At 65.9% G+C, this 23,683-nt stretch carries 19 protein-coding genes; 8 read left to right on the top strand and 11 right to left on the bottom strand.

All coding sequences use genetic code 11. The annotated features are described in order from the left end of the window. Nucleotides 1-586: 586 nt before the first annotated feature. The 3 genes from AC27VL_RS05120 to AC27VL_RS05110 form a co-directional block, all read right to left on the bottom strand. Nucleotides 587-2,152, bottom strand: a complete 1,566-nt coding sequence (locus AC27VL_RS05120) for a protein adenylyltransferase SelO (RefSeq protein WP_488765711.1) — start codon at nt 2,150-2,152, stop codon at nt 587-589. Between the two features lie 31 nt (nt 2,153-2,183). Beyond that, nucleotides 2,184-2,873: a glutathione S-transferase gene (locus AC27VL_RS05115; protein ID WP_488765710.1), complete on the bottom strand. Its 690-nt coding sequence runs from the start codon at nt 2,871-2,873 to the stop codon at nt 2,184-2,186. A 152-nt stretch (nt 2,874-3,025) separates the two neighbouring features. Further along, nucleotides 3,026-3,235, bottom strand: a complete 210-nt coding sequence (locus tag AC27VL_RS05110; RefSeq protein WP_025875108.1) for a cold-shock protein — start codon at nt 3,233-3,235, stop codon at nt 3,026-3,028. 304 nt (nt 3,236-3,539) lie between these two features. Between AC27VL_RS05110 and AC27VL_RS05105 the strand changes: the two genes are divergently transcribed. After that, on the top strand, nt 3,540-4,028 hold the full coding sequence (locus tag AC27VL_RS05105) for a YaiI/YqxD family protein (RefSeq protein WP_049466875.1): 489 nt from the start codon (nt 3,540-3,542) through the stop codon (nt 4,026-4,028). 13 nt (nt 4,029-4,041) lie between these two features. Here AC27VL_RS05105 and AC27VL_RS05100 read toward each other — a convergent pair whose 3' ends face one another. Continuing rightward, complete coding sequence (locus tag AC27VL_RS05100; RefSeq protein WP_100552294.1) at nt 4,042-4,911, bottom strand: pseudouridine synthase; 870 nt, start codon at nt 4,909-4,911, stop codon at nt 4,042-4,044. 180 nt (nt 4,912-5,091) lie between these two features. On the opposite strand from AC27VL_RS05100, the gene AC27VL_RS05095 reads away from it, so the two are divergent. From AC27VL_RS05095 to AC27VL_RS05085, 3 genes are all read left to right on the top strand, one after another. Further along, nucleotides 5,092-5,640 carry a YaeQ family protein gene (locus tag AC27VL_RS05095; protein WP_025875114.1) on the top strand — a complete coding sequence of 183 codons (549 nt, stop codon included), beginning with the start codon at nt 5,092-5,094 and terminating at the stop codon, nt 5,638-5,640. After that, nucleotides 5,637-6,821, top strand: coding sequence for a BaiN/RdsA family NAD(P)/FAD-dependent oxidoreductase (locus AC27VL_RS05090; RefSeq protein ID WP_488765709.1), 1,185 nt, complete (start codon nt 5,637-5,639; stop codon nt 6,819-6,821). Before AC27VL_RS05095 ends, AC27VL_RS05090 begins: the two co-directional genes overlap by 4 nt. 91 nt (nt 6,822-6,912) lie before the next feature. After that, nucleotides 6,913-8,982, top strand: coding sequence for an EAL domain-containing response regulator (locus AC27VL_RS05085; RefSeq protein WP_191078901.1), 2,070 nt, complete (start codon nt 6,913-6,915; stop codon nt 8,980-8,982). A 112-nt stretch (nt 8,983-9,094) separates the two neighbouring features. On the opposite strand, the gene fabV is transcribed toward AC27VL_RS05085, so the two are convergent. The 5 genes from fabV to tgt all read right to left on the bottom strand — a co-directional run bounded on the left by fabV (nt 9,095) and on the right by tgt (nt 15,570). Then, nucleotides 9,095-10,354: an enoyl-ACP reductase FabV gene (fabV, locus tag AC27VL_RS05080; RefSeq protein ID WP_488765708.1), complete on the bottom strand. Its 1,260-nt coding sequence runs from the start codon at nt 10,352-10,354 to the stop codon at nt 9,095-9,097. A 690-nt stretch (nt 10,355-11,044) separates the two neighbouring features. Continuing rightward, complete coding sequence (secF, locus tag AC27VL_RS05075) at nt 11,045-12,025, bottom strand: protein translocase subunit SecF (protein WP_100552292.1); 981 nt, start codon at nt 12,023-12,025, stop codon at nt 11,045-11,047. A 15-nt stretch (nt 12,026-12,040) separates the two neighbouring features. Then, the gene (gene secD, locus AC27VL_RS05070) at nt 12,041-13,897 is read right to left on the bottom strand and encodes a protein translocase subunit SecD (RefSeq protein ID WP_089240486.1); all 1,857 of its coding nucleotides are present in this window, start codon (nt 13,895-13,897) and stop codon (nt 12,041-12,043) included. Nucleotides 13,898-13,958: 61 nt separating this feature from the next. After that, nucleotides 13,959-14,303, bottom strand: a complete 345-nt coding sequence (yajC, locus tag AC27VL_RS05065) for a preprotein translocase subunit YajC (RefSeq protein WP_025875124.1) — start codon at nt 14,301-14,303, stop codon at nt 13,959-13,961. A 136-nt stretch (nt 14,304-14,439) separates the two neighbouring features. After that, the gene (gene tgt, locus AC27VL_RS05060) at nt 14,440-15,570 is read right to left on the bottom strand and encodes a tRNA guanosine(34) transglycosylase Tgt (protein ID WP_025875126.1); all 1,131 of its coding nucleotides are present in this window, start codon (nt 15,568-15,570) and stop codon (nt 14,440-14,442) included. 217 nt (nt 15,571-15,787) lie between these two features. Between tgt and AC27VL_RS05055 the strand changes: the two genes are divergently transcribed. Next, nucleotides 15,788-16,198, top strand: coding sequence for a hypothetical protein (locus AC27VL_RS05055; protein WP_488765707.1), 411 nt, complete (start codon nt 15,788-15,790; stop codon nt 16,196-16,198). A 169-nt stretch (nt 16,199-16,367) separates the two neighbouring features. On the opposite strand, the gene queA is transcribed toward AC27VL_RS05055, so the two are convergent. After that, nucleotides 16,368-17,399 carry a tRNA preQ1(34) S-adenosylmethionine ribosyltransferase-isomerase QueA gene (queA, locus tag AC27VL_RS05050; RefSeq protein ID WP_483024333.1) on the bottom strand — a complete coding sequence of 344 codons (1,032 nt, stop codon included), beginning with the start codon at nt 17,397-17,399 and terminating at the stop codon, nt 16,368-16,370. Between the two features lie 246 nt (nt 17,400-17,645). Here queA and AC27VL_RS05045 point away from each other — a divergent pair, with 246 nt between their 5' ends. Together AC27VL_RS05045 and AC27VL_RS05040 are read left to right on the top strand one after the other, a co-directional pair. Next, nucleotides 17,646-19,142 carry an aminotransferase class III-fold pyridoxal phosphate-dependent enzyme gene (locus AC27VL_RS05045; RefSeq protein WP_488765706.1) on the top strand — a complete coding sequence of 499 codons (1,497 nt, stop codon included), beginning with the start codon at nt 17,646-17,648 and terminating at the stop codon, nt 19,140-19,142. A gap of 201 nt (nt 19,143-19,343) precedes the next feature. Beyond that, nucleotides 19,344-19,937: an LOG family protein gene (locus tag AC27VL_RS05040; RefSeq protein WP_025875132.1), complete on the top strand. Its 594-nt coding sequence runs from the start codon at nt 19,344-19,346 to the stop codon at nt 19,935-19,937. A 19-nt stretch (nt 19,938-19,956) separates the two neighbouring features. Here AC27VL_RS05040 and AC27VL_RS05035 read toward each other — a convergent pair whose 3' ends face one another. Continuing rightward, nucleotides 19,957-22,803, bottom strand: a complete 2,847-nt coding sequence (locus AC27VL_RS05035; RefSeq protein ID WP_100552289.1) for a bifunctional diguanylate cyclase/phosphodiesterase — start codon at nt 22,801-22,803, stop codon at nt 19,957-19,959. Nucleotides 22,804-23,050: 247 nt separating this feature from the next. Between AC27VL_RS05035 and AC27VL_RS05030 the strand changes: the two genes are divergently transcribed. Further along, nucleotides 23,051-23,569 (top strand): RNA polymerase sigma factor, encoded by a 519-nt coding sequence (locus AC27VL_RS05030; protein ID WP_488765823.1) that lies wholly within the window; start codon nt 23,051-23,053, stop codon nt 23,567-23,569. Nucleotides 23,570-23,683: the final 114 nt, after the last annotated feature.

The following is a 23,683-nucleotide window of genomic DNA, read 5'->3' as shown; positions in this document are numbered from 1 at the left end:
CGGGCGCCGGCTGCCTGTTGAGCGGTTCGGCCGGGCTGCGCCCGGCACCTGCAGAGGCAGCAGCAACAGCCGAAGCAACAGCAACGGCGTGCATTCCGTGGGATGGCGGGGCACTGTGGGTCTGCGGGGGCGCCGTGAATCCGTCCATGGAGGCTTGGTCGCCGCATCCATGCGGCTCACACCCCGCAAACCCACAGTGCCCCGCCTTCGACAGTTTGCCGGTAGCCAGTAGATCCACGCCATGCGTGGATGAATCTCTATCGAAATCGAATATTTCGAGAATTGAACGAAGAGCATCCACGCATGGCGTGGATCTACCGTGTCGACCAAGGTCGACACCTACCCACAGCAGCGGGAATCTGTCGGAGGTGGGGCGGTGTCGGAGTGCGGGGCGTCCTGCCCAACCCCGGTCTTGCCGTGTGCGCAGGAGCGCGCACACGAGCAAGCGGCTGCCAAGCCTACAAGGACGTACTTGCGGCGCCCCCGCACTCCGACACCGCCCCGCCAAACCACGGAATCCAGCTTTTGCTCTGGCTGTTGACCTGGCCTCTGCAGGTGCAGGGCGCAGCCCTGCCAAAACCCATCCTCAGGAACTGCAGGACAGCATTGAACAGCCTGCGCGATTGTCTGCCCACGCTGGGCGCTTGCCGGCGTAATGCTCCAGCCCCGGGCGTTCGGTGTATGGATCACGCAGCACGTCCTGCAGGGCGTGCACACCGCCCAGGTCGCCCTGTTCGGCGCGATCGATCGCTTCCTGTGCCAGCCAGTTGCGCAGCACATACAGCGGGTTGGCTGCGCCCATCTTCGCGAACCGCTCTGGTGCCGGCAGCGGATCGGTACGCAGCCGGGCCGCGTAATCCTGCAGCCACTGCTGCAGAGGCTCCTGCACCGCGTGCTGCAGCTCGGCTTCGTAGAAGACTTCGGCCAGTACTCCCGCATCGGGTGCATTGGCATCGATGCGCATCAGCGCACGCCATGCCAGGGTCATGTCCATGCCACCGTCCTGCATCAGCTGCTGCCAACGCTGGTAGAGCTGCAGATCGGCATCGTCGGCCGCTGCCAGACCCAGCTTGGCCGCCACATCGCGACGGGTGCAGGCGACAAAGGTCGCCTGGTAGGCGGCCAGCCCTGCCTGCAGCGGCTGCACATCGGCGAACAACGGCGACAGCGCCTGTGCCAGACGGCTGAGGTTCCAGTACGCCACCTGCGGCTGGGTGCCGAAACGATAGCGACGCCCCTGCGCATCGGTGGTGTTCGGCGTCCAGTCCGGATCGAAGTCCTCGACCCAGCCATACGGGCCATAGTCCAGGGTCACGCCGAGCACCGAGAGGTTGTCGGTGTTCATCACCCCATGCACGAAACCGACGCGCATCCAGTGCGCGATCATCTCTGCGGTACGCACGGCGATCTGTGCGAACCAGTCGCCATAAAGCGCTTCGCCCTGCCCCTTCAGTTCCGGGAAATCGCGGGCGATGCAGGCGTCGACCATCTGCTTCAGCAGTGCGGTCTCGCCACGTGAAGCGGGCAGTTCAAATGAGCCAAAACGCAGGAACGAGGGCGATACCCGGCAGACGATCGCGCCGGGCTCCGCGCGCGGATGACCGTCATAGAACATGTCGCGCACTACGTCCTCGCCGGTGCCGACCAGCGACAGGGCGCGGGTAGTCGGCACGCCGAGGTGATGCATCGCCTCGCTGCACAGGAATTCGCGGATCGACGAGCGCAGCACCGCACGGCCGTCGGCGCCGCGCGAGTACGGCGTGGGCCCGGCGCCCTTCAACTGCAGTTCCCAGTGCCTGCCATCGGCGCCGATCAACTCGCCCAGCGAGATGGCGCGACCATCACCCAGCTGCCCGGCCCAATGCCCGAACTGATGGCCTCCATAGTTGGCCGCCCACGGCTGCATGCCCGCATACAGCGCGTTGCCAGCGAACACCTGGGCGAAGCCTTCATCATCGACCTGCGCAGGATCGAATCCGAGCATACCGGCCACCTCCGGCGACCAGGCCAGCAGCACCGGCGCTGCAACAGGCGTCGGCATCACCGGCGACCAGGCCGCACCCAGCACTTCGCGCCGGCGCGGGCCGGACTCGGGATCGCCCGGCAGCAGATTCAGCAGGCGGTTGTCGAACTGGGGAGCTGTGGTATCCATGAGCACAGCATGGGGGCGAGGATGGCCGTCCTCAATCGCCGCGCAGGGCCTGCAATGCCCCACCGTGCGCCTCGGCACGCTGGTAGGCCGGACGCTCGCCGATGCGCTTGAGGAAGCCACGCAATGCCGGCTTGTCGTCCAGTCCGCCGCCGCGTGCGGCCGCTGCCTGGATCGGGAAGCTCATCTGGATGTCCGCGGCGGTGAAGCGCTCGCCGGCAAACCACGGGCTTTCGGCCAGGCGCCGCTCCATCCAGTCCAGATGCAGGCGTCGTTGCGGGCCGACGAAACCGCGCTCAGCCTTGTCGGCGATGCTGCGGGCGATCGGCCGCGCGAAGAACGGCATCGGCGCGCTGCGGATGCGGCTCATCACCAAGGTCAGCAGCATCGGCGGCATCGCCGAGCCTTCGGCATAGTGCAGCCAGTAGCGGTAATCGATGCGCTCCTTGCCGTCGGCCGGTACCGGCGACGGCGACAGCTGGCGATGCACGTCGTAACGGTCAGCCAGGTAGTCGAGAATGGCGCCGGATTCGGCGAGGATCAGCTCACCATCCTGCAGCACCGGGGCCTTGCCCAGCGGGTGCACCTGACGCAGTTCCGGCGGCGCCAGCATCGTCTTCGGGTCGCGCGGGTAGCGGCGAAGCTCGTAGTCCAGCTCCAGCTCCTCCAGCATCCACAGCACACGCAGCGAACGGGAGTTTTCCAGATGATGGACGATGCGCATGGGGACGATCCTTGGGGAGGACCGCATCGTACCGTGCCGGGTGCATGCCCTTTGTAGAGCCGGGCCTGGCTCGACGCTGCAAGAAGCCCATAACGAAAAACGCCGGGAGCTTTCGCTCCCGGCGTTCTGGCTACCAAACGGTAGCAGACGGATTAGACCGCCTGCACCTGGTCAGCCTGCATACCCTTCTGACCCTGGACGGCGACGAAGGTAACCTTCTGGCCTTCCTGCAGGGTCTTGAAGCCGGTGCCCTGGATCGCGCGGAAATGCACGAACAGGTCCGGGCCGCTTTCCGGGGTGATGAAGCCGAAGCCCTTGGCGTCGTTGAACCACTTGACAGTGCCGGTCTGACGATCAGACATATTTACTAACTCCTGAAACACATGTTGAAAAAAATCGCAGCCACCGGGTATCGGGGCCGAGACTGAGTTGCAGGCGTTGGTAAAGCGGATCGATGAGCGGATCGTGAGATCAACTGCACCAGGCCACGATTCACGGTGACCCTAGCAAACACAGTGGGCCAGACGATACGCGTGTTTTGAGCAAAAAGCGATAGCCCTGATATTCAGCGACAAACGGCCGACCCCCAGACAGGGCAAGGGGTTGCACCAGATCGAGGCTAAACCCGGGCCCCCATTCAGGTTTTTCCTACCCTACACTGGGTAAATGACTGAAGCTGAAACCCGAGCTGAACCCCTGCTCCCCCGCATCTGGGTGGACGCAGACGCCTGCCCCGTCGTCATTCGCGACATCCTGTTCCGCGCAGCTGAACGGGTCGGGGTGGAACTGACCCTGGTCGCCAACCAGTGGATCCGCACCCCACCCTCGCGCTGGCTGCGCTCGATCCAGGTGCCGCAGGGACTGGACGTGGCCGACAGCGCCATTGTCGAACGGGTGGCCGCCGGCGACCTGGTGGTCACCCAGGACATCCCGCTGGCCGCCCTGGTGCTGGAGAAGAAGGGGGTGGCCCTGAACCCGCGTGGCCAGCTGTACACCCCCAACAACATGGCCGAGCGGCTGTCGATGCGCAATTTCATGGAAGAGCTGCGTGGCTCGGGCGTGCAGACTGGTGGACCACCGCCGCTCGGCGCGCGCGACCGCCAGCTGTTCGCTGCCGAGCTGGACCGCTGGCTGGCGCGCCGCCCGAACAGGTGAGTCCAGCTGTACCTCAGCCGGAAACGCTCAAGGTGCGCGCACTGCGGAAGCTGCGCCGCTGGCCCGTCAGCGGATCATCAAAGGCCAGTGCCTGCGCCAGCAGCTGCAACGGCGGCTCGCCCTCACCCTGCGGCCGGTCCTGCAGCTGCGGGTAGAACCCGTCGCCCAGGATCGGCGCGCCGAGCGCAGCCATATGGACGCGCAGCTGATGCTTGCGTCCGGATTCCGGCACAAGCCGGTAGCGCCAGACCGGGCCGTGCGCATCGATGACCTCGATACGGGTCCGCGCATTCGGTTCGCCGGGACCTTCGACCATACGGAAGAACGGCTCCCCTGGCTGCAGCCGGCTGTGCCGCTCCAGCGGAAACCGCAGATCGGGCAAGGCCTGTGCCAGCGCCTCGTAAGTCTTCTCGATGCGGCGCTCACGGAACAGGCGCTGGTAGGCGTCGCGCGTCTCCGGCCGGGTGGAGAACAACACCAGGCCGGCCGTCAGCCGGTCCAGCCGATGCAACGGCACCAGCTCGGTGTTGCCGGTGCGCTCGATCAGGCGCGCCAACAGGGTTTCGCGCACGAAGGCACCGGCAGGCGCGGTCGGCAGGAAGTGCGGTTTGTCAGCCACCAGCAGGTGCGCGTCGTGATGCAGGATGGTCTCCACGACGGGAATCACCGGCTCGTCAGCCACTTCACGGAAGTAGCGGATCTCCAGCCCCACCTGCCACGGCATGTCCGCTGCCAGCGCCCTGCCCTGCGCGTCCTGCACCCGGCCTCGCGCGAAGCGACTCTCCCATTGCAACCGATCGATGCGCGGGAAGCGCGCGCACAGCCCCTCCAGCAGGGAAACCCAGTTACCGGGCGGCAGCTGCAGTCGACTGGGCGTGGTCATGGCGTGGTCGCGATGCCGAAGATCTGCAGGCGGCACGGACGTGAACGGGACATACGACAGGGCAAGCCGGAAGAATCAGGACGGCCAGCGTGCCACCGATCACGCCCTGCCGACACCCCCATACCGGACACCCCCGGGGCAAACCTCTATCATTGACGGTCTTTACCCCTCTGGATCTTCATGGCCCTCACCGCCACCATCCGCAAGGCCGAACTGCAGATCAGCGACATGGATCGCGGCTACTACGCGACCCACAACCTGACCCTGGCCCAGCATCCGTCTGAAACCGACGAACGCCTGATGGTGCGCCTGCTCGCCTTCGCGCTGAACGCTGGCGACCGCCTGGAGTTCGGCCGCGGCCTGAGCACCGATGACGAGCCGGACCTGTGGGAACACGACTACACCGGCGACATCCTGCAGTGGATCGACCTCGGCCATCCGGACGAGTCGCGCATCCGCAAGGCCAGCAACCGCAGCCGACAGGTGCAGGTGGTCAACTACGGTGGCAATGCGTCGGACATCTGGTGGCAGAAACAGGGCAAGGGCCTGGCCCGCTTCGACAACCTGTCGGTGGTTGACCTGGACGGCGGATTCGTCGACCTGTGGGGCCAGCAGATCCAGCGTGCGATGCGCTGGAGCGTGCTGATCCAGGACGCCGAAGTGCAACTGCTCAACGATCAGATGCAGCTGGACGTGATCCCCAACTGGCGCAAGCGCGCCAAGGCATGAGCACGATCCGCTGCGACGTGCTGGTGATCGGTGCCGGCGCAGCCGGGCTGATGACCGCGATCACGGCGGGCCAGCGAGGCCGGCATGTGCAGGTGATCGACCACGCCAACAAGATCGGCAAGAAGATCCTGATGTCCGGCGGTGGCCGCTGCAACTTCACCAACACCGGCACCACCCCGGCCAACTTCCTGTCGGCCAATCCGCATTTCTGCAAGTCGGCGCTGGCGCGTTACTCGCCCTACCACTTCATCGAGATGGTCGAGCGCCACGGCATCGCCTATCACGAAAAAGAGCTGGGCCAGCTGTTCTGCGATGTCTCGTCCAAGCAGATCGTGAAGATGCTGGTGGACGAGTGCCAGCAGGCCGGCGTGCAGATCCGCACGCAGTGCAGCGTGGAGCGCATCGAGCACGGCACTGACGGCTTCCGCGTGCACACCACGCACGGCCTGTTCCATTGCGCCTCGCTGGTGGTCGCCACCGGCGGCCTGTCCATTCCCAGCCTCGGTGCAACCGGGTTCGGCTATGAGATCGCGCGCCAGTTCGGCCACCAGTTGCTGCCGACGCGCGCCGGCCTGGTGCCGTTGACACTCAGCGGCACCCACCAGGAGCGCCTGGCCGAGCTCAGCGGCGTCGCCCTGCCGGTCGAGGCGAGCTGCAACGGCACCAGCTTCCGCAACTTCATGCTGCTGACCCATCGTGGCGTCAGTGGCCCGGCCATCCTGCAGATTTCCTCGTTCTGGCAACCCGGTGACGCGGTGTCGCTGGATCTGCTGCCCGGCCAGGATGCCGCCGGATGGCTGCGCCAGATGAAGCGCGAACGCCCCGCCGCGGAACTGCGTACAGTGCTGGGCGATGTGCTGCCCAAACGACTGGCGCAGCGCCTGTGCGAGCACTGGCTGCCCGACCGCCCGGTGCGCCAGCTGGACGAGCCGGACCTGCGCAAGGCAGCACAGGTGCTTTCAGCATTCCCGCTGGTGGCCAGCGGCACCGAGGGCTACCGCACCGCCGAAGTCACCCTTGGCGGTATCGACACCAACGAAGTCTCTTCGTCAACGCTGGAATCCAAGCGCGTGCCCGGCCTGCATTTCGTCGGCGAGGTGCTGGACGTGACCGGCTGGCTGGGCGGCTACAACTTCCAGTGGGCCTGGGCCAGCGGGCACGCAGCCGGCTGCGTGGTGTGAACCGCATCGCCGTTCCGGGCACGCAAGCGTTGCGCGCATGGACGCGCCGCCACGCATCGTGTATCTAGATTTGCAGATTGGGGAGCAGTGCATGCAGAACGCGAACGACATCACCATCCGCCTGCTGATCGTCGATGACAGCGGCGAGAACGCCGAAGCCATCGTCAGCACCCTGCGCAACAGCGGCATCGCCGTGCGCCCATGGCGCCCGCAGGACTCGGCCGAGCTGTCGCAGGTACTGGCCAGCCAGGCGATCGACCTGGTGCTGGCGGCGCCCTCGCAGAGCATCCCGCTGCCACTGGTGGCCCAGCACATCGCCGCCAGCGGCAAGGACATCCCGCTGGTGCTGCTGGCCGAGCGCATCGACGAGGACGAACTGGTACAGGCCAGCAGCAACGGGGTTCGCGCCCTCGCCCTGCGCCAGCGCGCCGAACACCTGCTGGCGGTGGTCCGCGACCAGTGGGTCGACCTGCAGGCACGCCGCGGCCTGCGCCGGATCGAAGCGCAGATGCGCGAGACCGAGCGTCGCTGCGACGCGCTGATCGCCTCGTCGCGTGAACCGATTGCCTATGTCCACGAAGGCATGCACATCCGCGCCAACGATGCCTACCTGGAGATGTTCGGTTACGAGGATTTCGAGGAGGTCGAAGGCATCTCGCTGCTGGACATGGTCGCCGCCCAGCACGTGGATGATTTCAAGCAGCTGCTGAAGTCACTCAGCCGCGGCGAAGCGCCACCACCGCAGTACCAGCTCGACGCCCGCCACCAGGACGGCAACGCTTTCCCGGCGACGATGGAGTTCACCGCAGCCACCTACGAGGGCGAATCCTGCCTGCAGGTGGTGTTCCGCCGGCGCATGGAATTCGACCCGGAGCTGGCACGCGAGGTCGAAGACCTGCGCCAGCGCGACCAGGTCACCGGCCTGCTCAACCGCCCGACCTTCATGCTGCAGGTCGAGGACGCGGTTGCACAGGCCGGGCGCAGCGAGGGGCAGTTCGGCCTGCTGATGGTCGAACCGGATCATTACGCGCGCCTGATCCCCGATATTGGACTGGCCTCGGCCGACGCCCTGATCGGCGCCCTCGCCGCCTTGCTGGCCGAGGTCGTTGGCGAGGATGCGCAACTGGCCCGCTTCGGCGAACACAGTTTCGCCGTGCTGCAGTCCGGTCCCTATGCACAGACCGTGGCACTGGCCGAGCGAATCCGCGAAGCCTACGCCGCGCACGTCTTCAGCATCGGCGCGCGCTCGGCCACGGTGACCGTCAGCATTGGCGGGGTGCAGGTGGGCGAGAAGATCGCCAGCATCGGCCAGGTGCTGGCGCGCGCCAGTGAATGTACACAGGCCGCTGCCGCGCTCGGCAATACCTGCCGCATCTTCGACCCGGCCGCTGTCGATCGCGTAGAAGAAGAGCGCGTGCAGCGCTGGGTCGCGCGTATCCGCGAGGCCTTGGCAGGCGATGGCTTCCAGCTGCATTACCAGCCGGTGCTGAACCTGCAGGGCGAGTCGCTGGAGCTGTATGAAGCCTACCTGCGGCTGGAACACAACGGAGAGTTGCTGAGCCCGACCGCCTTCCTCGGCATTGCCGAAGAACACGGCCTGCTGGCGGACATCAACCGCTGGGTCGTCTCGCAGGCGATCGCGGTACTGGGCGCGCGTGCGCGCGAGGGTCATCCGACGCAGATGCTGGTGAAGGTCACGCCGGAATCGTTCGACGATCCGAAGATGATCGCCACGCTGCGCCAGCAATTGCAGGCACACGGCGTACCGGGCGAACGCCTGTGGCTGCATGCGCCGGAGTCAAAGGTATTCACGCACCTGCGCAGCGCCCAGCAGTTCCTGGCGGAAGTGGCACCGCTCGGCTGCCGGATCGGTCTGGAGCAGTTCGGCTCGGGCCTCGATTCGTTCCAGCTGCTGGCCCACTTCCAGCCGCAGTTCCTCAAGCTTGATCGCGGCTTCACCAGCGACCTGGCCGCCACCCGCGAGAACATTGACCGGGTCAGCCAGATCACCGCACGCGCGCAGGAAGCCGGCATCCGCACCATGGCCGAGTTCGTCAGCGACGCCAACTCGATGACACTGCTGTTCAGTGCCGGCGTGGATTACGTGCAGGGCGATTTCGTCGGCCCTGCAGCGCCGGCGATGAACTTCGAGTTCGGCTGACGCCTCTCTGTAGAGCCGAGCCATGCTCGGCTGCAGGGTCCAAGCGAAGAGCAGCCGAGCATGGCTCGGCTCTACATAATCAAGAAGGCCGGCTTGCGCCGGCCTTTTTCAATCAGGTCAGATCGACCAGATTGGCGATCTTCACGTCCGGGTTGACGTCGGCTTCGTAGTCGACGCCTTCGACACCGAAACCGAACAGACGCAGGAAATCGGCCTTGTAGCCGGCCAGATCGCTGATCTCGTACAGGTTCTCGTTGGTCACCTGCGGCCACAGCGCCAGCACCTCACCCTGCACGTCGGCCGTCATTTCCTTGTAGTCGGCGCGCAGGCGACCTTCTTCATCGATCAGCGCGACGGTGTGGCCATCGCCGTCGACCAGATCGTGGCGCAGGCGATCGACCGCCACGCCATCGACCTTGGCGCCGTACAGAATGTCGTACAGCACGTCGAGCTGCTCGATGCAGCCTTCGTGGGTGCCCTTCGCCTTCATCACCTTGAACAGCAGCGACAGGTACAGCGGCATGGTCGGAATGGCCGAGCTGGCCTGGGTCACCACTGCCTTCAGCACCGACACGCGCGCATCGCCGCCGATCCTGGCCAGCTTCTCGCGCAGGCCCAGCACCTTGTCGTCCAGATCCTTCTTGGCGGCACCGATGGAGCCATTCCAGTAGATCGCCTGGGTGATCTCTTCGCCCACGTAGGTGAAGGCCGTGGTGGTGCAACCATTGGCCAGCACGCCGGCATCGGCCAGCGCGTCGATCCACATCTGCCAGTCCTCACCGCCCATCACCGCGACGGTGCCGGCGATTTCTTCCGGAGTCGCCGGCTGCAGGTGGGTTTCGGTCAGCACTTCCTTGTCGGTATCCAGACCACGCAGGGTGATCGGCTCGCCGATCGGCTTCAGCGTGGAGCTGATGATCTCACCGGTCTTGGGGTGCTTGCGGCGCGGCGCAGCCAGGCTGTAGACCACCTGATCGACCTGGCCGAGATCGGCTTTGATCATCTCGATGGTCTTCGCCTTCACCTCGTCGGAGAACGCATCGCCGTTGATGCTCTTGGCATACAGGCCTGCTTCGTCGGCGTACTTGTGGAACGCCGCGGAGTTGTACCAGCCCGCCGTGCCCGGCTTGGTTTCACTGCCCGGGCGCTCGAAGAAGATACCCAGGGTTGCAGCGCCACTACCGAAGGCTGCAGTGATGCGCGCGGCCAGGCCGTAGCCGGTCGAGGCGCCGATCACCAGCACGCGCTTGGGGCCGTTCTGGATCGGCGGGCGCGCACGGATGTAGTCGATCTGCTGCTTGACGGCGGCGTCGCAGCCGGTCGGGTGGGTGGTGACGCAGATGAAGCCGCGGACGCGCGGTTTGATGACCATGAAGACCTCGGGTTGGCAGATGCGGCGCACAGGGCGCTCAGCAGGAATACGGGCACGCGTGTGCGCGCGAACCGCAGGATCGTAGTGCGCAGGGGCCGATTGCACAACCGACGCTGCCGTAGGGTGGTGGTGTTCTGCAGGGTTGCACCCTGCACCTGCAGAGGCAACGACAACGGCCGAAGCAACGTCAAAAGCTGGGGTACTGAGGGATGGCGGGGTGGGTCCGGTTGCGGGGGACGCCGTAAATACGTCCCTGTAGGCTTGGCCGCGGCATCCATGCCGCGGACACCCCCGCAACCGGACCCACCCCGCCTTCGACAGTCTTCCGCGATCTGTCGGAACAGCTCTTGGGGTCAGATCCGTTTTCCGAAGGAAAACGGATCTGACCCCAGAATTGTTTCGATGTCTGACAGATTTCATCCACGCATGGCGTGGATCTACTGGCCGCCGGCCAACTGTCGAAGGCGGGGCACTGTGGGTTTGCGGGGTGTGAGCCGCATGGATGCGGCGACCAAGCCCCCATGGATGGGTTTACGGCGTCCCCGCAAACCCACAGTGCCCCGCCATCCCACGGAATGCCGCTCCGGCTTTTGACGTTGCCGTTGATTGCAGCAGGTGCAGGGCTGCAAGCCCTGTCAACAAAAAACCCCGCTTGCGCGGGGTTCTCTGTGTACTGCGTGCAGCAGAGGCTTACGGACGACGCTCCAGGGCTTCGATGTCCTTGGCCTTGGGCAGCAGATCCTGCTTGGTCACGCGCAGGGCACCCACGGTCAGCATCGGCACCGCGACCAGGATCGAGGACAGCACCACGATCACCGCACCGATCATGTGCGTCTCGGCCAGACCTTCCATCGAGCTGCCGCCGTACATGTACAGGGCCAGCGCGGACAGGAAGAACATCACCGCGGTGATCACCGTACGCGACAGCGTCTGGTTGATCGAACGGTTCAGCACTTCCATCGGCTCCACGCGCAGGCTGCGGAAGTTCTCGCGGACACGGTCGAACACCACGATGATGTCGTTGATCGCAAAACCCATCACCGACAGCAGGCCGGCCAGCACGGTCAGGTCGAACTCACGGCCGAGCAGCGACACGTAGGCCACCGTCACGATCAGGTCGAACATGGCCACGATGCTGGCGGTAACCGCGAACTTCCATTCGAAGCGCACCGCGATGTAGATCAGGAAGCCGGCCAGCATGAAGATGGTGGCGTACAGGCCATTCATCGCCAGGTCCTTGCCGATCTGCGGACCAACGAACTCGTTGCGCAGCACGGTGGCCTGGTTGTCCGCCGAAGAAACCGCCTTGACCACGGCCGCAGCAGTGGCCTTGTCCTCGGCAGAGGCGCCACCGGTACCCGGAGCATGTTCACCGTGCGGGGCCAGGCGGATCAGCAGGTCGGTGTTGCCACCGACGCTCTGTACCTGGGCGCCGTCGAAGCCGTTCTGCTCAAGCTTGCTGCGGACATCCTCGACGTCCACCGCGTGTTCGAAGCGGGCTTCGATCAGGGTGCCGCCGGTGAAGTCCAGAGCGTAGTTGAAGCCCTTGAAGCCGATGATGCCGATCGATGCCAGGAACACGATGATCGTGACGACCATCGCGACATGGCGCCAGCGCATGAAGTCGATCTTGGTATCGTTCGGGAGGATGTGCAGCGGAAACAGTTTCATGTGCGTGTCGTCCCGTCAGATGGCCACGTTCTGGAGCTTCTTGCGACGGCCGTAGATCAGCGTCGCCAGTGCACGCGATACGGTGATCGCGGTGAACATGGAAGCGAAAATACCGATGATCATGGTCAGCGCGAAGCCCTTCAGCGGACCGGTACCGAATGCGAACAGCGCCACACCGACGATCAGGCCGGTCAGGTTGGCGTCGAGGATGGTGCCCGATGCCCGCTCGTAACCGGTCACGATCGCGGTCTTGCCCGGCACGCCGGCACGCAGCTCTTCACGGATACGTTCGTTGATCAGCACGTTGGCGTCGACCGACAGGCCGACCGACAACGCCAGGCCGGCAAAGCCCGGCAGGGTCATGGTCGCGCCGAACAGCGACATCACCGCCACCACGATCAACAGGTTGAACAGCATCGCGACCGAGGTGATCAGGCCGAACATGCGGTAGTAGATGGTGAAGAACACCAGGGTGAACATGAACGCGTAGACCACCGCGGTGATGCCGTTCTTGACGTTCTCCGCGCCCAGGCTCGGGCCGACCACGCGCTCTTCAACAAAGTCCATCGGCGCGGCCAGCGAGCCCGACTTCAGCAGCTTGGCCAGGTCTTCGGCTTCCTTCTTCTGCAGACCGGTGGTCTGGAAGTTCTTGCCGAACACGCCGTTGATGTTGGCCACCGAGATCACTTCCTCGTTGACCTTGAAGCCACGCACTTCCTGGCCGTCAACCACGGTCACGGTCGGCACGCGCTCGGTGTACACCACCGCCATCGGCTTGTTCACGTTGGCGCTGGTGAAGTCGAACATGCGCTGGCCACCGACATTGTTCAGCGTCACGCTGACTGCCGGGGTGCCACTGGTGGAGTCGGTCACCGCCTGCGCGGCCACCATCTGGTCACCGGTGACGATCACGCGCTTGTTCAGCAGCACCGGACCGCCGTTGTCACGGCGCTGGTAGACCTTGGCTTCCGGCGGGATACGACCCGACGCGATGGCGTCCTGCGCGTTGCCATCCACAACCGCCCGATATTCCAGGGTGGCGGTGGCACCGATCATGCGCTTGGCTTCGGCCGTGTCCTGCACGCCCGGCAGCTGCACCACCACGCGGTCGGCGCCCTGGCGCTGGATGATCGGCTCGGACACGCCGAGCTGGTTCACGCGGTTGCGCAGGGTGTTGATGTTCTGCTCGATGGCGCCGTTGGCGATCTGCGCGATCTCGGCTTCCGGAATGGAGACCGTGATGCGGTTGCCGCTGACGTCGTAGCCGAGCGTCGGCTGCGCCTTGGCCAGCGCGGCGCGCGCACGGGTACCGGCATCTTCGCCGGCCGACGGGCTCAGGTTGGCGACGATGGTGTTGTCGGCACGACGCTCCACCGACTGGTAGGCGATGCGCGCATCACGCAGGGTGCTGCGCACGTCTTCGGTGTAGGCATCCAGGCGCTTGTCCAGCGCGGCCTTCTGGTCGACCTGCAGCACGAAGTGCACGCCGCCCTGCAGGTCCAGGCCCAGCACCATCGGGCGACCGCCGAGCTTGGCCAGCCAGTCCGGCACGGTCGAGGCCAGGTTCAGGGCCACCGTGTAGTTCTCGCCCACGCTGTCACGCAGCGCATCGCTGGCAGCGGACTGCGACTTCAGGTCCGACAGGCGGACGATCAGGCTGTCCCCTTCCTTCTCTGCGCCGAGCGTGGTGACACCGGCCTTCTTCAGATCGGCCAGCACACGGTCACGCAGCGCATCGTCGACCTGGCCGCCACGGTTGGCGGTGATCTGGATGGCCGGGTCCTTCTGGTAGATGTTGGGCAGTGCGTACAGCGCGCTGAGCGCCAGTACGATCACGATGACGACGTACTTCCAGCGTGGAAATTCGAGCATTGCTTGGGTCCCGCGCGGCGCCATCCCCGGCGCCGCGGTTGTGCTTCAGAAAGGGAGTGGCTTACTTGGCCGAATCCAGGGTGCCGGTCGGCAGCACGCTACCGACAGCGCCCTTCTGCACGCGGATGCGCACGTTCTCGGCCACTTCGACGGTGACGAAGTTGTCGCCGATATCGGTGACCTTGCCGGCGATGCCGCCGTTGGTCAGCACTTCGTCGCCGCGCTTGATCTTCTCCAGCATGGCCTTGTGCTCCTTCTGCCGCTTCATCTGCGGGCGGATCATCAGGAAGTACATGATGGCGATCAGGATGATCGGGAACAGCAGCGTGGTCAGGCCCATGCCCTGCGGTTGGCCGCCGGCGGCCTGGGCGTGGGCGGCGGGAATCAGGAAGGCAAGCAGGTTCATCGTTGGTCCTTTGGTTGGGCGGCGCTTCGGCCGTTTCACGGGCACGAGGTGTCGACCGCGGATCTGGGTCAGCCTTGAAGTATGCCACGGCCCCGGGCATTCGTCCTTGGGCCGTTTGGCAGGGGGTGCTGCGGGTTTACAGGGGCGGCGCTACCGCCCCGCGTGCTGCGTAGAAGGACTCGCGGAAGGCCAGGAAGGTTCCCGCCTCGATGGCCGCGCGGATGTCGGCCATGAGTTTTTCGTAATAGAAGAGGTTGTGCTGGGTGCCCAGCATCGGCGCCAGCATCTCGTTGCAGCGGTCCAGATGACGCAGGTACGAGCGGGTATAGCCGCCGGCGCAGGCCACGCAGCCACAGCCCGGCTCGATCGGGTCCATGTCCCGCGCGTACTGTGAATTGCGGATGCGAACGGTGCCGAACGAGGTGAAATAGTGGCCGTTGCGCGCATTCCGGGTCGGCATCACGCAATCGAACATGTCCACGCCACGTGCGACACCCTCGACCAGGTCCTCGGGGCGGCCCACGCCCATCAGGTAGCGCGGCCGGTCGGCGGGCAGCTCGGGGTCCAGATGGTCGAGCATGGCGTTGCGCTCGTCTTCCGGCTCACCCACGGCCAGGCCGCCGATGGCATAGCCGTCGAAGCCGATCCCCTGCAGGGCCTCGGCCGAACGGCTGCGCAGATCGGTGTGCACCCCGCCCTGGACAATGCCGAACAGGGCCGCGTCATTGCCGAGCTCGTCATGCGCGTTGCGGCTGCGCTGGGCCCAGCGCAGGCTCAGCTCCATCGAGCGGCGGGCGACGTCCTCGGTGGCCGGGTACGGCGTGCACTCGTCGAAGATCATCACCACGTCCGAATCGAGCACCTTCTGGATCTTCATGCTCTCTTCCGGGCCCAGGAACACCCGGGCACCGTCGGTCGGTGAGGCGAAGGTCACGCCCTGCTCGGTGATCTTGCGGCGGTGGGCCAGCGAGAACACCTGGAAGCCGCCGGAGTCGGTCAGGATCGGGCCATCCCAGCGGCAGAAGCCGTGCAGGCCGCCATGGTCGGCGATGATGTCCAGGCCCGGGCGCAGGTACAGGTGGAACGTGTTGCCAAGGATGATCTCGGCGCCCAGTGCCCGCACCTGGTCCGGCAGGATGCCCTTGACCGAGCCATAGGTCCCCACCGGCATGAAGGCCGGCGTTTCCACCGTGCCACGCGGGAAGGTCAGGCGGCCACGGCGGGCGCGGCCATCACGGGTCTGGAGCTGGAACTGCAATCGGGACATGGAGCGGTCGTTCGGGCAAATAGTCGCCCATTGTCTCTCAAAACTAGGCCGGTCGCCCATTCAGGCCTGAACGCACCGGCCCGTGGGGCATGCGCGGCCGTACACCTGTCGCATCCGGCCTTGGCTACGTTCTCCCGTCACCCCAGGATGGACGGACAGATTGCGCAGCACCCGCTTCACCCTGCCCTCCCCCCTCTTGCCAGGAAGTCCTGCCCCGATGTTGAAAAACGAGCACTCAGTGCTGGAAAGAGCCCTTGGAGGGAAAATCGAGCAAAGATCTGATCGAACCGCCCCAGGCACCAACCCTGTGGCCGGCGTGGAATTTGTCTACTACGAAGACTACGAAACGAGCTGTGCTGCAAGTCAGTTCGAGGAGCTAATGGACTCTGCTGGAGAGGTCACCGTCAGCAGCGGTGGCATCGTATCGGACAGCTGCCGGATAGTTGCACCGAACGACCAGTGTTTCCGAGCCCTGTCCTTCCACGGCGATCTGGATGCATGGCGAGCGGCGGTAGAAGTCGGGGCAAGGACGCTGGGCCTTCGTCTAGCTCGCATTGAAGGTGACCACCTGATGATCTCGGATGGCCAGTCCGTCCCATTGAGCGAATGCAAGTTGGATTTCGGCTGAGCCAGTCCGGCGGAACCAACCCACGGCCAGGCTTATTCACGCACGGCGTGGGTTGGCTGACTCGGCGAGGGATTCATCCACGCATGGCGTGGATCTACTGATTCCAGCGGCAGCGGATCCACGCCATGCGTGGCTCCCCCCTCAGGCACCGCAAGCGGGGGTTGGCGCCTCACCCCGCCTGCGGGAACAGCAGCATCGCGTCGCCGTAGCTGAAGAAGCGATAACGCTGCTCGATCGCGTGCTGGTAGGCCTCGAACACCCGCTCCTTACCGGCGAAGGCCGAGATCATCATCAGCAGCGTGCTTTCCGGCAGGTGGAAGTTGGTCACCATCGCGTCGACGCTGCGGATCCGGTAGCCCGGGGTGATGAAGATCTGCGTTTCGCCGGCGAACGGCAGCAGTTCGCCATCGCGCATCGCGCTTTCCAGCGCGCGCACCACGGTCGTGCCGACGCCGATCACCCGGCCGCCAGCCGCACGTGTGCGTCGCACCTGCTGCACCAACTCTGCGCCCACGTTCAGCCACTCGCGGTGCATCACGTGGTCCTTCAGGTCGTCGGCGCGCACCGGCTGGAAGGTGCCCGCGCCCACGTGCAGGGTGACGTGGCCGAAATCCACGCCCTTGTCCTTCAGTGCCGCCAGCAGCGCTTCGTCGAAGTGCAGGCCTGCAGTCGGCGCCGCCACTGCGCCCACTTCGCGCGCGAACACGGTCTGGTAGCGCTCGCGATCATCCACGCCCGGCTCGCGCTGGATGTAGGGCGGCAACGGCAGCCGCCCGGCGTGCAGCAGCCACTGTTCCAGCGACTCCGGCACGTGGAACTGCAGCACATAGAACTCGCCGTCGCGGCCCAGCACCTCGGCTTCGCCACCGGCATCCAGGGCGATGCGGCTGCCGGCCTTCGGCGACTTGCTGGCACCCACCTGGGCCCGCGCCTGCTGGCCGCCGAGCAGGCGCTCGATCAGGATCTCCACGCGGCCACCGCTGGCCTTCTGCCCGAACAGGCGCGCCGGGATCACCCGGGTGTCGTTGAACACCAGCAGGTCGCCCGGTTGCAGCAGCGATGGCAGGTCACGCACCTGCAGGTCGGTGAAGGCAGCCGGTGCCTGCGGCACCAGCAGCAGACGGCTCGCCGAGCGTTCGGCCAAGGGGGCCTGGGCGATCAGTTCGGCCGGCAGGTCGTAATGGAAATCGGACTTCTTCAAGGCAGTGGACGGCAACAGGTCGACAATGGCGCGCATTGTACGTCCAGCGTCTGCGAGCCGGCACGACCGAGCCCGAACGTCGCGCAAAATGCTGCTATGCAGCAGTCTTTTGCGGGGTTATCGCGCAAAAAAACAAGTGCTAGCATCGACGAGGAAGTCCGCTGCACGAGCCCGCCCCAAGCGCGCGTAAAGACGCGCTTTTTGCTTTTGAAGGCCCGTGCGACCCAACGTTTCAGGAGATCTGCAATGAGCTTCATCGAACGCCTCGCCCCCCTCCGCGCCCAGCCCGGCACCCGCCTCACCAACGGCCTGGATGACGCAACCCTGACCGCCCTCGCCGCCAACCATCCGCAACTGGTTGCCGCAGTCGATGCCGCTGCTGCCGAATTCGCGCGCGTGCAGGCCGAGCTGGGGCCGCTGCTGGCACAGGATGAGCAGGCGCAGATCGATGCCATGCAGGACGGCTTCGTCAATTTCTACGCCGATGATGCGGTGACCCCATACGTGGCGCTGGCCGCGCGCGGCCCGTGGGTGGTCACCCTGAAGGGCGCGGTGCTGTACGACGCCGGCGGCTACGGCATGCTCGGCTTCGGCCACACCCCCGATGCGGTCATGGAGGCAATGTCACGGCCGCAGGTGATGGCCAACATCATGACCCCCAGCCTGTCCCAGCAGCGCTTCATCACCGCGCTGCGGGCCGAGATCGGCCACCGTCGTGGCGGCTGTCCGTTCACGCGCTTCATGTGCCTGAATTCCGGTTCGGAAGCGGTTGGCCTGGCCGCGCGCATCGCCGACGTCAACGCCAAGCTGCAGACCGACCCGGGCGCCCGCCACGCCGGTGCGGCAATCAAGCGCGTGGTCATCAAGGGCAGCTTCCACGGCCGTACCGACCGCCCGGCGCTGTATTCCGACTCCAGCCGCAAGACCTACATGCAGCACCTGGCCAGCTACCGTGGCGAGGAGTCGGTGATCACCGTCGCGCCGTACGACGAAGCCTGCCTGCGCAAGGTGTTCGAGGATGCCGCGCACAACAACTGGTTCATCGAAGCGGTGTTCCTGGAGCCGGTGATGGGCGAAGGCGACCCGGGCCGCTCCGTGCCGCCGGCGTTCTATGCGCTGGCCCGCGAACTGACCCGTGCCCACGGCAGCCTGCTGCTGCTGGACTCGATCCAGGCCGGCCTGCGCGCCCATGGCGTGCTGTCGGTGGTCGACTATCCGGGCTTCGAAGGCCTGGATGCGCCGGATATGGAAACCTATTCCAAGGCGCTGAACGCTGCACAGTATCCGCTGTCGGTGCTGGCAGTGACCGAGCACGCCGCACAGCTGTACCGCAAGGGCATCTACGGCAACACCATGACCAGCAACCCGCGTGCGCTGGACGTGGCCTGCGCCACCCTGGCCCAGCTGACCCCGCAGGTCCGCGCGGCGATCTCCGAGCGCGGTGCTGAGGCCGTGCGCAAGCTGGAGCAGCTGAAGAACGAGCTGGGCGGCCTGATCACCAAGGTGCAGGGCACCGGCCTGCTGTTCTCCTGCGAGCTGGCCCCGCAGTTCAAGTGCTATGGCGCCAATTCCACCGAGGAATGGCTGCGCCAGCACGGCATCAACGTGATCCACGGCGGCGAGAACTCGCTGCGCTTCACCCCGCACTTCGGCATGGACAGCAGCGAGCTGGACCTGCTGGTGGGCATGGTGGGCCGCGCGCTGCGTGAAGGGCCCCGCCGCGAGCAGGCTGCCGCTGCGTAACCCCAGACCCTCGTAGAGCCGGGCACTGCCCGGCTGAAGGCTGACGGGCTGGCGGTGATCTGAACGAAATGCCGCCGGGCATGGCCCGGCTCTACAGAGAACAACGGCGAGGCCTCATAATTGCCCGGACACCCCGCCCTGCGACCGGCTCCACTGGTCGACCGCGGGGCGTTTTCGTTTCCGGCCAAGACAGGAAGATCCATGAAGTCGATCTGTGTGTACTGCGGTTCCAACGCTGGCAGCAAGCCGGTCTACACCGAACGGGCCATTGCGCTGGGCGACCGCATCGCCCGCGACGGCATGCGCCTGGTGTACGGCGGCGGCAATGTCGGCCTGATGGGCACCGTGGCCAATGCCGTGCTCGCCGCCGGCGGTGAGGTCACCGGCGTGATTCCGCGCCAGCTGGCCGACTGGGAAGTGGCCCATCGTGGCCTGACCGAACTGGAGATCGTCGGTTCGATGCATGAGCGCAAGTCGCGCATGTTCGATCTGTCCGATGGCTTCGTCGCCCTGCCCGGCGGCTTCGGCACCATGGAAGAGATCTTCGAGATGCTGACCTGGCGCCAGCTCGGCATCGGCAACAAGCCCTGCGCGTTCCTCGACGTGGACGGCTTCTACGCACCGCTGATCGGCATGATCGATCGCATGGTGGAAGAGCGCTTCCTGCACCCCGAGCAGCGCCAGGACCTGTGGTACGGCTCGGACATCGAAGAGATGCTGGCCTGGATGAAGAACTACCAGCCGGCCCAGGCCTCGAAGTGGATCGACGAGAAGCGCCGCGCGGCGCTGCGTTGAAGACTGCGTGCGCGGTGGCTCAGGCCGCCGCGCGCGTCCACGGTGCCGGCCGGCCCAGCAGGTAACCCTGGCCGTAGTCGCAGCCGAGCTCAAACAGCGTGTCACGCTGCGCCTCGGTCTCGATGCCTTCGCCGATCGTCTCGATGCCCAGCGTGCGGGCCAGTGACAGCACGCCCTCCACCAGCGCGCGCGTACTCTGCGCCTCCGGCCCGTGCAGGCCGGCAATGAAGCTCTGGTCGATCTTCAACGTGCTGATCGGGAAGCGGTGCAGGTAGGACAGCGCCGAGAAGCCGGTACCGAAATCGTCCAGCTGCACCTGGATGCCGCGTTCGCGCAGGCCCTTGAGGATGTGCAGCGTATGCGGACCATCGTCGAGCAGTGCAACCTCGGTGATTTCCAGGCGCAGCCGCTGTGGGTCCGCGTTGCACGCCTCCAGCAATCCATACAGCCGTCCGCTGAACTCGGCGGAGCGGAAATGCCGTGGCGACACGTTGACTGAAACATAGCCACGCCCGCCGTCGGCGAGGCCGGCAATGACCTGCTCGTAAATCAGCCAGTCGACCTGTTCGATCAGGCCACTTTCCTCGCCCAGTTCCAGAAACGCGCCCGGCAGCAGCAGGCCGCGGCGCTCATGCTTCCAGCGCAGCAGGGCCTCGTGGCCAACCACTTCGCCATCGGACAAGCGCACGATCGGCTGGTAGAACGGCACGAAATCACGGTTGTTGATCGCCCGCCGCAGGTCAGCCTCAAGGTCCAGACTGCGCAGCGCCTGCTCGCGCATCTCCTCGTCGAAGATCGAGCAGCGGTCGTGGCCCTGCGCCTTGGCCCGGTACATCGCCGCATCAGCGTCGCGCAGCAGTTCTTCACCGGTGCGATAACGCGGGTTCCACAGGGCGATGCCCAGGCTGCCGGAGGGAAACAGCTCCCGACCGGCGATCCACATCGACTCCTGCAGTGCCAACAACAACCGCTGGCCGAAATCCAGCGCCTGCGCCAGCCCGTCCGGGCATTGCAGCAGCACGGCGAACTCATCGCCGCCCAAGCGCGCAACCACGTCGTTGTCACCCGCCATCGATACGATGCGCTTGGCCACTTCCACCAGCATGCGATCGCCGGCGGCGTGGCCGATGCTGTCGTTGACCAGCTTGAAGCGGTCAAGGTCCAGGAACAGCACCGCGAACACCGGGCCGCCTTCGCGCCGGGCCAGCGCGAGCGCATCCTGCAGCCTGTCCAGCAGGTGCAGGCGATTGGGCAGCCCGGTCAACGCGTCGTGCATGGCCTGGTGGGTGAGGCGCTGCTCGGCGCGCAGGCGTTCGCCGATCTGGCCCAGCAGCTTTTCGTTGACCTCGCCCAGTTCGCGGGTGCGCTCTTCCACCCGTTTTTCCAGCTCGGCATGCGCCGAGCGCAGGCGCTGCTGGTCGCGCTGGCGCGCAAGACCGGTGCCGATGTTCTGCGCGACGAAAATCAGCAGGCGCTGGTCATGCACACTGAAGGCGATCTGCTCGGTATAGCTCTGCACCACGATCGCGCCGACCACTTCGTCGTCGCGCAGCAGCGGCACACCGAGCCAGCACTGCGAACGTGCGCCGGATTCGCGCACCTCGCCGGTTTCCAGCAGCGCATCGATCTGTGCACGCGAGGCCAACAGGGGTCGCCGATGACGAACCACATATTCGGTCAGGCCGCGACTGAACGCGCGCGGTGCACGACTGGCGTTGTGCTCGTCTACCGAATAAACGAAATCCAGCCCATCGCCCTCGGCATTGACCAGCGCGATGTAGAAGTTGCGCGCATCCAGCAAGCGCCCGACCACCCCGTGCACCTGCCCGTAGAACTGCGCCAGGCTGTCGGCCGACATCGCCATCTCGGCAATGTTGTACAGCGCGGTCTGCAGCTGCTCTGCACGACGGCGCTCGGCCACTTCATCCTGCAGGCTGAGATTGGCGCGCTGCAGCTCCTGCGTGCGCCGTTCCACCTGCTGCTCCAGCCGCACCTGCGCCTGGCGGCGGTCCATGGCGGTCTGCACGTGCTGGGCAACAAAACCCAGCAGCGCCCGTTCGGCTTCGCCGTAGCGGTCGGCATGCTCGTAACTCTGCACCACGATCGCACCGCACACGCGGCCATCGCGCAGCATCGGCACGCCCAGCCAGTCCAGGCTTTCCGGGCCGCGCTGCGGGTCGTGCTCCTGGTCTACCCGCGCCAGCAGTTCGCGCGAAGGCCCGCTCAGTGGCCGGCCATGCCGCAGCAACGCCACGGTCAGGCTGCGCGGCATCTGGTCGATGTCGTAGCTCTGTGCAGGATCGGCAACGAAGTCATCGACCTGGTCGGCGAAGTACAGGAAGCGGATCTGCCGACGGGCATCGTCATACTCGACGATGTAGCAGTTCTGCGCATACATCAGCGTGCCCAGCACGCCATGCACGTGGCGCAGCATCTCGCCCATTTCCAGGTCGGCACCGGCCAGGTCGGCAATCTGGAACAAGGCCTGCTGCAACCGCTCGGCCTGTTCCAGCGCCTTGATCTGACCCGCCTGGCGGTCGCGCTGCAAGGCCAGCTCCATCGCCTGCCGGGCCAGCCCCCACCAGGCCGGAGAGGGTGTCGCCCCGCGCACCGACAGCAACAAGCGGGCGCCGTCGTACTCCCAGCCATGACGGCCCTCGGCATGGTCGGCCAACGGCTGCCAGACGTCCTCGCCGCCGCCACCGATCGGCCAACCGCCCTGCCCGCTGCCGAGCTGCGGATCGTCCCAACCGACGCGCACGACCGCCGTTTCCGGCAGCAGCGCATGAAGCGCGCGCACCAGCGCCGCGCTCAGCACAGGCTCGTTGTGTGACGCTTCCAGCGCGCGGTCGGCTTCGGTGGACAAATGACGTTCTCTTGGCGCCGCCTGAGCGCCGCCTCCCCTGAATTACCGAGCATAACGCGCCACCCGGGGGGCAATGGAAGCCCGGTAACCCCGAAACGTGCCGTCGGGCGTTTTTCCTGTCGATCCTCTCCTGATTCCCGCCGTGACCGTCGCCCTGTCCCACGCCATCGCCGGCTATGCGCCACCGCCTGCAGGGCTTACCCTGTACGGCGTGGATGCCAGCGCCCTGCCAACCGATGAAGCCTTGATGCTGGCCTGGGCCGCCGGTGACGTGCACGCGTTCGAAAGCCTGTATGCACGTCATCGCAAGCGCCTGTTCGGCTTCCTGCTGCGGCAGCTGCGCGACACCGCGCTGGCCGAGGAGATGTTCCAGGACGTCTGGCAACGGGTGATCAGCGCACGGGCCGGCTGGCAGGCCGACGCGGCCTTCAGCACCTGGCTGTTCCGCATCGCCCACAACCGCCTGAACGACCACTGGCGCGCCGCCCGCCATCGCGCTGCTGCACCGGCCGATGCCGATCTGCGCCTGGCTGCGCTGGAGGATGGGCAGACCCCGGAAGCGGAACTGTCCGAATTCGAACAACGTCGCCGCATCCAACTGGCGATGGAAGAGCTGCCCGCAGAACAGCGTGAAGTGCTGCAGCTGCGGCTGGAACAGGAACTGAGCCTGGAGGAGATCGGCCAGATCACCGGCGTTGGCCGGGAAACCGTGAAATCGCGGCTGCGCTATGCGATGGACAAGCTGCGTGCGGGACTGAACGCATGAACCGAGACGATCCCCTGACCCCGGAAGAGCGCGAGCTGGCACGCCTGCTTGGGCGACGCGCCGAACAGGGCCCTCCGCCGGCGCTGGACGCCGCGATCCTGGCCGCTGCGCGTG

The sequence above is a fragment of the Stenotrophomonas sp. 14P6.2.3 genome, assembly GCF_057799055.1.
Note: the sequence above shows the minus strand (reverse complement) of the source record. Positions and strands in the feature narration are given on the sequence as shown.